Origin of the sequence: Buttiauxella noackiae (assembly GCF_000737905.1) — a bacterium.
GTDB lineage: Bacteria > Pseudomonadota > Gammaproteobacteria > Enterobacterales > Enterobacteriaceae > Buttiauxella > Buttiauxella noackiae.
This window is the reverse complement of record NZ_JPRU01000001.1, coordinates 641,954-656,727: the sequence shown is the minus strand read 5'-3', so window position 1 is coordinate 656,727 and position 14,774 is coordinate 641,954. Positions and strand designations below refer to the sequence as shown.

At 50.1% G+C, this 14,774-nt stretch carries 9 protein-coding genes and 1 pseudogene; 6 read left to right on the top strand and 4 right to left on the bottom strand.

Annotated elements, in window-relative coordinates:
* Window positions 1-264 precede the first annotated feature (264 nt).
* Window positions 265-1,650 carry a diaminobutyrate--2-oxoglutarate transaminase gene (locus tag IX31_RS02900; RefSeq protein WP_034455659.1) on the top strand — a complete coding sequence of 462 codons (1,386 nt, stop codon included), beginning with the start codon at window positions 265-267 and terminating at the stop codon, window positions 1,648-1,650.
* 18 nt (window positions 1,651-1,668) lie between these two features.
* Entirely contained in the window at window positions 1,669-3,141 is a 1,473-nt protein-coding gene (locus tag IX31_RS02895) for a pyridoxal phosphate-dependent decarboxylase family protein (RefSeq protein WP_034455658.1), read from the top strand.
* Between the two features lie 80 nt (window positions 3,142-3,221).
* Here the strand turns inward: IX31_RS02895 and IX31_RS02890 are convergent, their stop codons facing one another.
* Window positions 3,222-4,559 (bottom strand): aminotransferase-like domain-containing protein, encoded by a 1,338-nt coding sequence (locus IX31_RS02890; protein WP_034455657.1) that lies wholly within the window; start codon window positions 4,557-4,559, stop codon window positions 3,222-3,224.
* A 77-nt stretch (window positions 4,560-4,636) separates the two neighbouring features.
* Between IX31_RS02890 and IX31_RS02885 the strand changes: the two genes are divergently transcribed.
* Window positions 4,637-5,554 carry a DMT family transporter gene (locus IX31_RS02885; RefSeq protein WP_051880500.1) on the top strand — a complete coding sequence of 306 codons (918 nt, stop codon included), beginning with the start codon at window positions 4,637-4,639 and terminating at the stop codon, window positions 5,552-5,554.
* A gap of 66 nt (window positions 5,555-5,620) precedes the next feature.
* Here IX31_RS02885 and azoR read toward each other — a convergent pair whose 3' ends face one another.
* Window positions 5,621-6,226, bottom strand: coding sequence for an FMN-dependent NADH-azoreductase (gene azoR, locus IX31_RS02880; RefSeq protein WP_034455656.1), 606 nt, complete (start codon window positions 6,224-6,226; stop codon window positions 5,621-5,623).
* A gap of 207 nt (window positions 6,227-6,433) precedes the next feature.
* Here azoR and hrpA point away from each other — a divergent pair, with 207 nt between their 5' ends.
* The gene (gene hrpA, locus IX31_RS02875) at window positions 6,434-10,333 is read left to right on the top strand and encodes an ATP-dependent RNA helicase HrpA (protein WP_034457099.1); all 3,900 of its coding nucleotides are present in this window, start codon (window positions 6,434-6,436) and stop codon (window positions 10,331-10,333) included.
* Between the two features lie 506 nt (window positions 10,334-10,839).
* Window positions 10,840-11,604, top strand: coding sequence for an SDR family oxidoreductase (locus IX31_RS02870; RefSeq protein WP_034455655.1), 765 nt, complete (start codon window positions 10,840-10,842; stop codon window positions 11,602-11,604).
* On the opposite strand, the pseudogene IX31_RS23570 reads toward IX31_RS02870, so the two are convergent.
* Window positions 11,601-11,711: pseudogene (locus IX31_RS23570) on the bottom strand (methyltransferase); the annotation flags it as partial. The gene IX31_RS02870 and the pseudogene IX31_RS23570 overlap by 4 nt on opposite strands.
* 28 nt (window positions 11,712-11,739) lie before the next feature.
* Entirely contained in the window at window positions 11,740-12,969 is a 1,230-nt protein-coding gene (pepT, locus tag IX31_RS02865) for a peptidase T (RefSeq protein ID WP_034455654.1), read from the bottom strand.
* Window positions 12,970-13,083: 114 nt separating this feature from the next.
* On the opposite strand from pepT, the gene IX31_RS02860 reads away from it, so the two are divergent.
* Window positions 13,084-14,688 (top strand): ABC transporter substrate-binding protein, encoded by a 1,605-nt coding sequence (locus tag IX31_RS02860; protein WP_198528552.1) that lies wholly within the window; start codon window positions 13,084-13,086, stop codon window positions 14,686-14,688.
* The last annotated feature ends 86 nt before the right edge of the window (window positions 14,689-14,774 follow it).

Below are 14,774 nucleotides of genomic sequence, written 5' to 3'. Positions count from 1 at the left end.
GCTAAAAAATGCAAATAAGTGAAGTCAAAAACCACGCAAATGCAAATATTCAGCATAAATTGCTGCATTGTGAATAACGCACTGATTTTCATAAAATAAATACAAGATAAAAACATTAGGACAACATACAGATTTTCACAAAATAAAATATTGAGTAGAAAGTAAAAAGAACCTATATTGACGGCGTTTTTTACACACTGGTCAGTTTTTCGACATTCATTAATTCAACTGCCTTATTAACGAACCGGCAGCTGTGGGAGAGATATGATGACGGATAAAGTCCGTATTGATAGTTTAGGTGCTAATTCATTCAATGGTAACAATGAAACCTATTTGGCGCGTCAAGCTGAATTTGAATCGAATGTCAGAAGTTATCCACGTAAATTGCCTTTAGCAATTGCGCAGGCCAACGGTGTTTGGATCACTGATGTTGAGAATAATCAATATCTTGATTGCCTGGCCGGTGCGGGTACGCTTGCTCTTGGGCATAACCATCCTGACGTGCTGCAAAGCATCCAAAATGTCATTACCAGCGGCTTGCCGTTACATACACTGGATCTTACAACTCCGTTGAAAGATCAGTTCTCTGAATATCTTCTCTCTTTATTGCCAGGTCAGGGTAAAGAGTATTGCCTGCAATTCACCGGCCCATCTGGTGCGGATGCAGTTGAAGCTGCGCTGAAACTGGCTAAGAAAGTAACCGGTCGTTCAGGCATCATCAGCTTCTCCGGCGGCTATCACGGCATGACTCATGGCGCACTTTCCGTAACAGGTAACCTGTCACCGAAAGAAGCGGTTGATGGCATGATGCCGGAAGTTCAGTTTATGCCTTATCCGCACCTGTACCGCTGCCCGCTGGGTATTGGCGGCGAAGCTGGCGTGAAAGCATTAACTTACTACTTCGAAAACCTGATCAACGACGTTGAGAGTGGCGTGCGCAAACCTGCAGCGGTCATTCTGGAAGCGGTTCAGGGTGAAGGTGGTGTGAACCCAGCACCAAAAGAGTGGCTGCAGCGCATTCGTAAAGTCACCAAAGAACACGGCATTCTGCTGATCATCGATGAAGTTCAGGCTGGCTTCTGCCGTACCGGTAAATTGTTCGCCTTCGAACATGCGGGTATTGAGCCTGACATCATTGTTATGTCTAAAGCGGTTGGCGGTGGCTTGCCACTGGCTGTTCTGGGCATTAAGAAAGAGTTTGATGCATGGTCACCTGGCCACCACACCGGTACTTTCCGTGGTAACCAGCTGGCGATGGCAACCGGTCTGACTACGCTTAAGCATCTGACTGAAAACAAGATTGCTGACAAAGTTGCAGCGCAGGGCGAGTGGCTGAAAGGCAAACTGGCTGAACTGCAAAAACGTTACCCGGTTATTGGCCAGGTTCGTGGTCTGGGCTTAATGATCGGTATTGAGATCGTTAAACCAAACGAAGCCAAAGATCATATGGGTTGCTACCCGGCTGATGCTGAGTTGTCCGCATTGCTGCAGAAAAACTGCTTCAAAGCAGGGCTGATTCTGGAGCGTGGTGGCCGTAATGGCGTCGTGCTGCGTCTGCTACCATCTTTGCTTATCACTAATGATGAGCTGGCTATTTTCCTCGATAAGTTTGAGCAGGCGCTGTTAGCGGCTGGCATCAAGCCTGTCTGAGTGGAGTTAATGACCTCGATGTCTGAATTAAATCCTATCCTGGCAGGCTCAGCGCAAAGCACTGAAGCCTACCAGCAGGCCATTGCACAGACCAGCGCCGCTGTTGTGCAGTGGTTGCAGCAACCTGAGATGTATCAGGGTAAATCTGTTGCTGAACTGCGTGAACGTATTCAACTGGATTTTAATCCTCAGGGCCTGGGCAACCAGGTCGCTATTGAACGTGCGATCGAATACTTCTTAAAAGACAGCTTGTCGGTGCATCACCCACAGTGTGTCGCGCATTTGCATTGCCCAAGTCTGGTTATCAGCCAGGCTGCGGAAGTGTTGATCAACGCCACTAACCAGAGCATGGACTCATGGGACCAAAGCCCGTCAGCGACCATCATCGAGATGAAGCTGATTGAATGGCTGCGTGCTCAAGTGGGTTATCAGGCAGGCGATGCAGGGGTGTTCACCAGCGGTGGTACTCAGAGCAACCTGATGGGCCTGATGCTGGCTCGTGATGCGTTCTTCGCGCGCCAGGGCCACTCCATCCAGCAAGATGGTCTGGTCGGCAACCTGAAGAAGATTAAAGTTCTGTGTTCTGAAAACGCGCACTTCTCAGTGCAGAAGAACATGGCTTTAATGGGCCTCGGTTACCAGTCAGTGACGTTGGTGAAAACCGATGAATTCGCACGTATGGATATTAACGACCTGCGCGAGAAACTGGCACAGGCTCAGGCAAACGGCGAGCAGATCCTGGCGATTGTTGCAACAGCGGGTACTACCGATGCTGGCGCAATTGATCCGCTGCGTGAAATCGCAACGCTTGCAGCAGAGCACCAGATTTGGGTGCATGTTGATGCAGCGTGGGGCGGTGCGTTGTTAATGTCTGAGAAATATCGCGACTATCTGGATGGCATTGAATTAGTGGACTCCATCACCCTGGACTTCCACAAACAATACTTCCAGACCATCAGTTGCGGTGCTTTCTTGCTGAAAGAAGCGCGCCACTATGAGTTGATGCGCTATCAGGCGGCTTATCTGAACTCTGAGTTCGATGAAGCTGCTGGCGTGCCAAACCTGGTGTCTAAATCTTTGCAGACAACTCGCCGTTTCGACGCACTGAAACTGTGGATGGGTCTGGAAGCGTTAGGTCAGAAGCAATATGCCGCGATCATCGATCATGGTGTGACGCTTGCACAAGAAGTTGCACAGTACGTTACTGAAGAGCCGTCTCTGGAACTGGTGATGAAACCGCAACTGGCGAGCGTTCTGTTCCGTTTCCGTCCTGAGCAAATGGCTTCTGCTAGCGACGCGGACATTGCACTGCTGAACCAAAAAATTGGTGATGCATTGCTGGACTCTGGTCGTGCAAACGTCGGTGTGACCGAGCATAACGGCGTAACTTGCCTGAAGCTGACGCTGTTAAATCCGACCGTTACGCTTGAGGATATTAAAGTCCTGCTGGCGTTGGTTGAGAAAACAGCACAACCGTTGCTGGTTGGCTAAATAAAGTCAATGGGCGGTGAATACCGCCCATTTATTTTTCCCCCGCATTACATTTATCTCCTGTCTCCCACTTCTTTTTATTAGCTACGATATTGCTCATATTCAATGGTTTCACGCACCGTGTTCAACGCCTGATAAAGAAGGTCTTCACTGACTGATCCGAGTGCAATACGAATGGCGTGGGGAACATTTTGCGAAGTAGTGAAAGGCTCCGCGGTTGAGGTCGAAATATTTTTTTCCAGCAAGCTACGTACCACACTTTCTGCCCGCACTTCTTCAGCCAGCGGCAACCATAAAAAATAAGAGGCTGGATGACTGATATAGGGCAGTGGCTTCAACACTTCGCGCGCAATATTTTGGCGCCTTTGGGCATCTTCTCGCTTAAGTGATTCAAGTCTGTTGACCGTTCCATCACGTATCCAGCCACAAACTAATGATGTCATAAGGGAAGGCGTATTCCAGGTGGTTACCCTAATCGCGCGCTCCAGTAGCGTTCTGTATGGAGCAGGGCAGACAACCGCTCCTACACGTAAACCGGTCGCAATATTCTTCGAAAAACCTGTGACATAAATAGTCCGTTCTGGTGCAAAAAAGGCTAACGGCGGGGGCGGATTGCTGGCCAGAAAAGCGTAGGCCGCATCTTCAATTACCAGCAGATCATGTTCTCTGGCGATAGCGGCAATTTCTTTACGCTGATCGGAGTTGAGTACCCATCCCAGTGGATTATGCAGCGTGGGCATCGTGTAGACGGCACGTACTCGTCTGCGCTGGCACAATGCCCGCAACGCGTTAAGGTCAGGCCCCACCTCAGATACGGGAATCGCCTCCAGCTCGAGATTAAATGCCGCCGCTAGTGTCTTAAAACCGGAATAGGTTAGCGCATCCACGGCGATAACATCCCCAGGCTTAAAAAGCCCCATCACGGTGATGGCCAGACCATGCTGGGCGCCGTTAACAATAAGTACATCATCGGCACTCGCTGTTATCCCGGCATGGGCAAGATGCGATGCGATTGTCTCTCGATCGTTCAGGCGACCGGCATGAGGCTGGTAGCGCAGTAATGCTGCCAGGTCACCGGAAGTCGTGAGTTGGCGGAGTGCATCGCGCAACAGATCCGTCTGTTCGGGTAGTGCGGGGTAGTTAAAGTTTAAATCCAGCACATCGCTCGCCACAATGTGCTGATCGATTCCCAATCCAGCGGGAATAGAGATTTCCCGGACAAAAGTGCCGCGGCCGGTTTCCCCGCTCACCAATCCCATGGATTCAAGTTCAGCATAAACGCGTGTCGCCGTAGCCAGGGACACATGCTTTTCGCCAGATAGTGCCCGGTGTGTTGGTAGCCGGGTTCCAGCGGGTAGATCGCCGCAACGAATGGACGCGGCAAGTTCATCAACAATCGTTTTATATCGCGCTTTCACTGATTGTATCCATGACAATATTTTGATTGTCATGGATTGTGGCGATTATCATGCGATCTGTCCATGAAAGAGTTGCCATGGCGTTCCCTTCGCGTACTGCTGAGATTGAGGTGAATGTGGTTGATAAAAAAAGTGCAGGTTCATTATCTGGATGGTTAAACGGATTGATTGGCGTGGTTATCTTTAGTGGCTCGCTCCCGGCAACACGGGTGGCAGTGCAGGAAATAGATCCTTTGTTCCTCACCTTTATCCGTGCATCAATTGCCGGCATGTTAGCGCTGATATTGGTGCTGAGTTTCAGGGAACAATGTCCGAAGAGGTCTCAAATTGGCTCATTAGTGATTGTCGCATTGGGCGTGGTGATTGGTTTCCCATTATTGACAGCGATGGCCTTACAATCTGTCACCTCCGCTCATTCAATTGTTTTTCTGGGGCTTTTACCGCTGGCTACTGCCATCTTTGGTGTTATTCGCGGCGGCGAACGCCCACAGTCTGCGTTCTGGATATTCTCTATTATCGGTAGTTTGCTGGTGGTGGGTTTCGCCTTTTCCCAGAACGTTTCGATTTCGCAAACCGGTGATTTACTTATGTTGGCAGCAATTGTGGTGTGCGGACTTGGCTATGCCGAAGGGGCGAAACTCTCAAGGGAACTGGGTGGTTGGCAGGTTATCTGTTGGGCGCTGCTGATTTCACTTCCCTTTATGTTGCTGGCCTCGTTTACTACTTTGCCCGTAACTCCTGGCAGCATTAGCCCTGAGTGCTGGTTTGCGCTCGGCTATGTCTCCGTGTTTAGCATGCTGATAGGTTTTATATTCTGGTACAAAGGGTTAGCGGTGGGCGGTATTGCCGCAGTGGGGCAATTACAACTGCTGCAACCATTTTTTGGTCTGGCACTGGCTGCTACATTACTTCATGAAAAGGTGAGTGTGCTGATGGTGATCGTGACACTTGGTGTGATTGCTTGTGTTGTGGGTTCGCGTAAGTTTGCGAGATAGCTTTGTTACACCTGAAAAAAACGGCAAACCAGGGTTTGCCGTTTCAGAAACACGATAAGTCAGATATTACGCAGTAACGATGCTATCAATTGCCGCTTTCGCATCAGTTTGCGCTTTAGTCGCTACTTCCGGTCCGTATGCAATACCTTCAGCGAACACATAGTTCACATCGGTAATCCCGATAAAGCCCAGGAAAATATTCAGATACGGAACCAGCAGATCGGTAGGGGTGTCTTTATGGATACCGCCACGGCTGGTCAGAACCACAGCACGTTTGCCGGTTACCAGGCCTTCCGGGCCTTTCTCGGTGTAACGGAAAGTCACGCCAGCACGGGCAACCAGGTCGAAATAGTTCTTCAACTGTGTTGGAATGTTGAAGTTGTACATTGGTGCGTTGATAACAATCACATCGTGAGCTTTCAGCTCGGCGATCAGCTCGTCAGACAGCGCCAAAGCTTCTTGCTGACGTGGTGACAGTGGCGCATCACTTGGGCGCAGCGCACCGACCAACTCGCCATCCAGAACTGGAATTGGGTTAGCAGCCAGATCACGCACGGTAATCTCATCTGCGCTATGCTCTTCACGCCATTGTTCAACAAAATAGTCGGACAGCTGATTTGACTGAGAGTAACCTGCCAGGATGCTGGACTTCAGAACTAATACTTTGCTCATGGGTGATTCCTTTGTTGTGTTCATTCGGGACAGATTGCCCGTTCGCTGTGAAGTACTTTATTCACAATCCGATTACAGTGATAGCGCAATATATCGAACTCAATGTTCGATTTTATTGAACAAGGCGTCGAAAGGTGTGATGTGCTAATCTAGCGCCAATTCATGAAACAGACTTACCAGGCAGTGCGCTGCCATGACGACTACGCAATGGAAAACATAAAACCCTCACTGTCTTCATTATTCTCTCGCCTTGATGGCTTAATGCTACGCGACAGGCAACGCTTCTCGCGCCGTTTACATGGTGCGAAGAAGGTGAAAAATCCTGAATCGCAACAGGCGGTTCTTGATTCACTGGCGCAAGAGATTGACTCTGCCGCCGGTAAAGTCCTGCTGCGTGAAGCTTCACGTCCAAAAATCACCTACCCAGAAAATCTGCCTGTCAGCCAGAAAAAACAGGACATTTTCGATGCCATTCGTGACCACCAGGTGGTTATCGTGGCGGGGGAAACTGGCTCAGGTAAGACCACGCAGCTACCAAAAATCTGCATGGAACTTGGGCGCGGTGTTAAAGGCTTGATAGGCCATACGCAGCCTCGTCGACTGGCTGCGCGAACCGTTGCCAATCGTATTGCCGAAGAGCTGCAAACAGAGCCGGGCGGCTGTGTTGGTTATAAGGTGCGTTTTACTGATCATGTCAGTGAAAACACAATGGTTAAACTGATGACCGACGGCATTTTGCTGGCGGAAATTCAGCAAGACCGCCTGCTGATGCAGTACGACACGATCATCATCGATGAAGCGCACGAACGTAGTCTGAACATCGATTTCCTGCTGGGCTATTTGCGTGAGTTATTGCCGCGTCGCCCGGATCTGAAAATCATCATCACGTCTGCAACCATTGACCCGCAACGCTTCTCGCGACACTTCAACAATGCGCCGATTATCGAAGTTTCTGGCCGTACTTACCCGGTGGAAGTGCGCTATCGCCCAATTGTTGAAGACGCAGATGATACCGATCGCGACCAGCTACAGGCGATTTTCGATGCGGTAGATGAACTCGGCCATGAAGGTGCCGGGGACATTCTGATTTTCATGAGCGGCGAGCGTGAAATTCGCGACACCGCTGATGCGCTAAACAAGCTGAATCTGCCGCACACCGAAGTGCTTCCGCTGTATGCGCGCTTATCGAATAGCGAGCAAAACCGCGTCTTCCAGTCCCACATTGGGCGGCGCATTGTGCTGGCAACAAACGTGGCTGAGACATCGCTCACCGTGCCGGGCATTAAATACGTCATTGATCCTGGTACGGCGCGTATCAGCCGCTATAGCTACCGTACCAAAGTGCAGCGTTTGCCGATTGAGCCGGTTTCTCAGGCTTCGGCAAACCAGCGTAAAGGTCGTTGTGGCCGTGTTTCCGATGGGATCTGTATTCGCCTCTACTCTGAGGATGATTTCCTGTCACGCCCGGAATTTACCGACCCGGAAATTCTGCGCACCAACCTGGCGTCCGTTATCTTGCAGATGACTTCGCTTGGGCTTGGCGATATCGCCGCGTTTCCGTTTGTGGAAGCACCGGATAAACGCAATATTCAGGATGGCGTGCGCCTGCTTGAAGAGCTCGGTGCGATTACCAGCGAAGCCGATCTAAGCGTTTATAAACTCACACCGCTAGGTCGGCAGCTATCACAACTGCCGGTCGACCCGCGGCTTGCGCGTATGGTGCTCGAAGCGCAGAAATTTGGCTGTGTGCGCGAGGTGATGATCATCACCGCCGGTTTGTCGATTCAGGACCCGCGTGAACGCCCAATGGACAAACAGCAGGCATCTGATGAGAAACATCGTCGTTTCCACGATAAAGAATCTGATTTCCTGGCCTACGTGAATCTGTGGAACTACCTCGGCGAACAGCAAAAAGAGCTGTCCTCGAACCAGTTCCGCCGTCAGTGCAAACTCGATTATCTCAACTACCTGCGTGTACGCGAATGGCAAGACATCTACACCCAATTGCGCCAGGTGGTGAAAGAACTCGGCCTGCCGATTAACAGCGAACCGGCCGATTTCCGCTCCGTTCACTGCGCATTACTGACTGGCCTGCTTTCCCATATCGGCCAGAAAGATGCCGATAAACAGGAATACACCGGTGCGCGCAACGCCCGTTTCTCCATCTTCCCAGGCTCTGGTTTATTTAAAAAACCGCCAAAGTGGACGATGGTTGCCGAACTGGTAGAAACCAGCCGTCTGTGGGGGCGCATTGCTGCCCGTATCGACCCTGAATGGGTAGAGCCGCTGGCGCAACATTTGCTGAAACGCTCATATAGCGAACCGCACTGGGAGAAATCGCAGGGCGCGGTCATGGCGACAGAAAAAGTTACGCTCTATGGTTTGCCGATTGTTGCCGCCCGCAGCGTCAACTACAGCCAGATTGACCCGGCTTTATGCCGTGAGCTGTTTATCCGTCACGCGCTGGTAGAAGGTGACTGGCAGACGCGCCATGCATTCTTCCGCGACAACCTCAAACTGCGCAATGAAATTGAAGAACTTGAGCACAAATCTCGCCGCCGCGACATTCTGGTGGACGACGATACGCTGTTTGATTTTTACGACCAGCGTATTGCCCACGATGTAATTTCTGCGCGCCACTTTGATAACTGGTGGAAACAGGCCAGCAAAGAGACACCGGACCTGCTCAATTTCGAAAAGAGCATGCTGATCAAAGAGGGCGCGGAGCAAGTCAGCAAGCTCGACTACCCGAACTTCTGGCATCAGGGCAATCTCAAGCTGCGCCTGACGTATCAATTTGAACCGGGCGCAGACGCCGATGGCGTAACGGTGCACATCCCGCTGCCGCTGTTAAACCAGGTGGAAGAGGCCGGTTTTGAATGGCAGATTCCGGGCGTGCGCCGTGAGCTGGTGATTGCACTTATTAAGTCGCTGCCAAAACCGGTGCGTCGTAACTTTGTGCCTGCGCCAAACTACGCAGAAGCATTCTTGGGCCGCGCCACGCCGCTGGAACTGCCGCTGCTGGAAAGTTTAGAGCGTGAATTCCGCCGCATGTCGGGCATCACCATCGACCGTGAAGACTGGCATTGGGATCAGGTGCCCGATCACCTGAAAATGACTTTCCGCGTGGTGGATGAGCACAACAAAAAACTCAAAGAGGGGAAAAACCTCACTGAGTTGAAAGGTGGCTTGAAAGAGAAAGTCCAGCAAACACTTTCGGCTGTAGCCGATGACGGTATCGAACAAAGTGGTTTGCATATCTGGAGCTTTGGCTCGCTTCCGGAAAGCTATGAGCAGAAACGCGGCAACTATCGCATGAAGGCCTTCCCGGCGCTGGTGGATGAAAAAGAGAGCGTGGCGATCAAGCTGTTTGATAACCCGCTTGAACAGCAACAGGCAATGTGGCGTGGTTTGCGCCGTTTATTGCTGCTGAACATTCCATCGCCGATTAAATACCTGCATGAAAAGCTGCCGAACAAAGCCAAACTTGGCCTGTACTTTAACCCGTACGGCAAAGTCATGGATTTGATTGATGACTGCATTTCTTGCGGCGTTGATAAGCTCATTGCGCAGGCCGGTGGGCCAGTCTGGAGCGAAGAGGGCTTTGCCGCGCTGCATGAAAAAGTTCGTGCAGAACTCAACGAAACCGTAGTGGAAATTGCTAAACAGGTCGAACAGATCCTGACGGCGGTGTTCAACATCAACAAACGCCTGAAAGGGCGCGTGGATATGACGATGGCACTCGGTCTGTCGGATGTGAAAGCACAGATGAGCGGGCTGGTTTATCGCGGTTTTGTCACCGGAAACGGCTACAAACGCCTGGGCGATACGCTGCGTTACCTGAATGCTATTGAGAAACGCCTCGAAAAAATGGCGGTCGACCCACATCGTGATCGTGTGCAAATGCTGAAAGTTGAGCATGTGCAGCAAACCTGGCAGCAGTGGCTGAACAAATTGCCTCCTGCACGCCGCGTTGACGACGATGTGCAGGAGATCCGCTGGATGATTGAGGAGTTGCGTGTGAGTTTCTTCGCTCAGCAATTAGGCACGCCATATCCGATTTCTGATAAGCGTATTTTGCAGGCGATGGAAGCGATTACGGGGTAGTTTTAGTTTATTCAGAGCAGTCTTTACTTCGCACTTTTGGCCTGAGCAATGGACTGTTTATGCCAGTTCGGAGAAGGTTCCGTTCACTAAACGATAAGCGATTTATGTTGTGACTGAACTGGTGAACGTCGCAGGGGGGCCGCCGTCGCCCCCCTGCGAACCCCGACTCCCGGCACACAAATCGCCGCAAGCGGTAAACCTCCATTTTGTCTCCGTGTCAGGGTCGGTTGTGACGCGTTCCCGACGCTCACAACCTCCAGCCGCTTCCCTGCGGCTGGACCCATCCACCAGGCGCCAAAATGTCAGCGATTTAAGCCGGACTAAAACCACTCGCTATCATATCCAGCTCATTAAACTCACTCTTCGTTGTACCCTCAGCAAAGCAAAGATACGTTAGTTCAAATTACTGAGGCGAATGCGTCTATATCATCAACAATGCAATAATTCCCTTCCGATACCATACTCCTTGAGCGGTCAAATTATGACCGCTTCACCGGGGTTCTCATATGAAACGATTAGTCGATAAAGTTGCCATTGTGACCGGAGCCAGCTCAGGCATCGGGTATGTCACCGCCAAACTGTTCGCCGCCGAAGGCGCAAAAGTGGTGGTTGGTGCCAGGCGTGAAACCGAACTTGCTCAACTGGTTGATGAAATCAAAGCTGCCGGAGGCGACGCTGTCGCTGTAACGGGTGATGTACGCGAAGAAGAGTACGCCAAAGCGTTGGTAGCTAAAGCGGTGGAAACGTGGGGGCGGCTTGATATCGCCTTTAACAATGCCGGAACGTTAGGTGAAAACGGCCCAAGTACCGAAGTCTCAGCAGAAGGTTTTGCTAATGCGGTGGCCATCAATTTGACCGGATGTTTCCTCGGAGCTAAACACCAGATTGCCGAAATGCTCAAACATGGCGGTGGCTCGGTTATCTTCACTTCAACTTTTGTAGGATACAGTTTCGCGTTTCCACAGGTTGCCTCTTACGCAGCCAGTAAAGCAGGGCTGATTGGACTGACGCAGGCGTTAGCATCGGAGTTTGGCCCGCAAAATATTCGCGTCAATTCCGTATTGCCGGGCGCGGTGGACACCGATATGTATCGCGATATGAATAACACTGCCGAATCACAGGCATTTATTACCGGGCTTCATGCGCTAAAACGCGTTGCTCAACCGGAAGAAATCGCCCAAGCGGTGCTTTGGCTTGCTTCAGATGAATCATCATTTGTGACGGGCACCGCTTCACTGGTGGATGGCGGTGCGTCAATCAACGGGGTTTAGTCTTTTACGCGCGCAATCGAAAAACCATCCCAACCTTTGCTGCCCACGGTTTGTAAGGCCGTGGCAGTCAGGCGTGGGTTGCTACCTGTCAACTCGATAAACGAACGGGTTAGCCCGTTTTTGAGGTGATATTTATTATTTAGCGGCTAATACGCACAGTTTTAATGCCACGTTATAAGAGGCTTCAAATGCGCGTAGCGGTAAAAACTCGAATTTAGAATGGAAATTATGCGCACCAGTAAAGAAGTTTGGTGTTAATAAGCCTTTTGCCGAAAGTGCTGCACCGTCTGTACCGCCACGCATTGGAATGATCTTTGGTTCAATATTTAACTCTTTCATCGCGTCAAAAATTAAATCAATGGCCCGACGATCGTCTTTGATGGCATTACTGATATTGCTGTAGGTATCGCTGATTGAAATTTCCACTTTTGCTGTCGGATGCTGTGCGGCTATTTTAGCTGCAACATCACGAAGTTGTTGTTTACGTTGTTCAAACATTTGCGTATCAAAATCGCGAATATTGGCTTTCAATATCGCTTCATTTTGTGTGGTGTGCATGCCGTTAAACCAAATATAACCTTCCCGGCCTTCGGTATTTTCTGGTGTCTGATTTCTGTCGAAATGGCTGATGAAATCATGTGCCATTAACAGCGGGTTCACTAAGACACCTTTTGCAGACATCGGGTGCGCAGTCACGCCTGTAAAACGAATTTCGGCGTGCGCGGCATTAAAGTTTTCATATACCACTTCACCTAATTCGCAGCAGTCGATAGTCCAGGCAAAATCAACGTCAAAACGGGCGAGATCCAACGCTTTTGCGCCACACAGGCCAATTTCTTCATCAGGTACAAAAGCCACGACAATATCGCCATGCTTCATCTCAGGTGTCAGGTTTTCAAGCAGCGCCATCACCACAGTTACTGCGGCTTTATTATCGGCACCGAGTACGCTGGTGCCATCGCTAAAAATAATCTCTTCATTTGGGTAAGCGAGAATTTCCGGGTGTTCAGTGGTGCGTAACCAGATATCCTTTTCTTGGTTAAGGCATAAATCCTCACCGGTAAAACGGAGCAATTGCGGATGAATATCCGGTGATAACCCGACATCTACCGTATCAATGTGTGTAATAAACCCAACGCGTGGCGCACCTGCAACATTTCCCTTTTTAACCGCCGTGACGGTGGCATGCTCATCGATAACTACATTATCCAGGCCTAATTCCCGTAGCTCAGTTGCCAGCAATTGTGCCATTTCATGTTGGCCTGGCGTGCTTGGTAGGGTGCTGGCACCCGCCTGACTTTGGCTGGTGATCGCCAGATAACGGAAGAAACGTTGCGTTAATTGTTCTGAGAGTTGTGATGCCATGACTTCCTCTTTACTGGATATATTCATTTGTTTGAAATCGACTTTTAATGTTATTTATTAAGTCGCTTTGTACAAGCACTATCCTGGGTGAAAATTATAAATAATAGGGCAGGCATGAAAAATTCCATCACAACAAAAACCACAAAACTTGCATTGATAATAGCCGCGCTGACAGTCAGTTCTACTGTTGCAGCTAAAACATTAGTTTATTGCTCCGAGGGTTCTCCGGAAAACTTTAACCCGCAGTTATATACATCGGGAACCAGTGTTGATGCGAGCGCTGTACCGGTTTATAACCGACTGGTAGATTTTAAAGTAGGCACCACCGAGCTTTCGCCAAGCCTCGCTGAAAGTTGGGATATCAGTGATGATGGTAAAGTTTATACCTTCCATTTGCGCAAAGGGGTGAAGTTCCAGAGCAACAAATACTTCAAACCGAGCCGTGATTTTAACGCTGACGATGTTATTTTCTCGTTTATGCGTCAGAAAGATCCAAAGCATCCTTATCACAATGTTTCTAACGGAAACTATTCCAATTTTGAAAGTCTCGAGTTTGGCAAATTAATTACCTCGATTGATAAAGTTGACGATAATACCGTTCGCTTTACGCTGACTCATCCGGAAGCACCATTTATTGCCGACCTTGGCTGGTATTTTGCCTCGATACTTTCCGCTGAATATGCTGATTCGATGCTAAAAGCAGGTACGCCAGAACGTGTGGATATGGACCCTATCGGCACCGGGCCTTTCCGTCTTGCGCAGTACCAAAAAGATTCACGCATTCTATTCACCGCATTCCCTGAGTACTGGCAGGGCAAGGCAAAAATCGACAAGCTGGTATTTTCCATAACCCCGGACGCCTCAGTGCGTTTAGCTAAGCTTGAGAAAAATGAGTGCCAGGTGATGCCATTCCCAAATCCGGCCGATTTGCCGCGCATGAAGGAAAATACTGACATTAACCTGATGCAAAAAGCGGGTCTGAATACCGGCTTCCTCGCATTCAATACCCAAAAAGCACCAACGGATAATGTGAAAGTGCGCCAGGCGTTGGCAATGGCGATCAACAAGCCTGCAATTATTGACGCGGTATTCCGTGGCACCGGTACGGCTGCGAAAAATTTGCTGCCACCAGGCGTATGGAGTGCTGATGATTCGCTCAAAGATTACGAATACGACCCGGAAAAAGCCAAAGCGTTACTTAAAGAGGCGGGTTTTGCTAATGGCCTGGCTATCGATCTGTGGGCAATGCCGGTACAGCGTCCGTATAACCCTAACGCTAAGCGTATGGCGGAGATGATTCAGGCCGACTGGGCGAAAATTGGCGTAACGGCAAAAGTGGTGACCTTTGAGTGGGGCGAGTATCTAAAACGTGTGAAAAGTGGTGAGCACCAGGCGGCATTGATGGGGTGGACCACGGCCACAGGGGACCCGGACAATTTCTTTGGCCCACTGTTTACCTGTCGCTCAGCGGATGGCGGCTCTAACTCGGCAAAATGGTGTTATCAGCCGTTTGATAAGTTGATTCTTGAAGCGCGTACTTCAAGCGATCATGAAAAGCGCGTGGCACTGTATAAAGAAGCGCAGCAGATGATGCATGACCAAATGCCTGCGGTGATGATTGCTCACTCAACGATTTTCGAACCGGTGCGCAAAGAAGTGACCGGCTATGAAGTCGATCCGTTTGGTAAACACATTTTCTATCAGGTGGATGTGAAGTAACTGAAAACGGGGGCGATAAGCCCCCGCTTCAGATTGCTGACAAGTGTTGTAGGGTGGATAAGCGAAAGCGTCATCCACCATTTTCG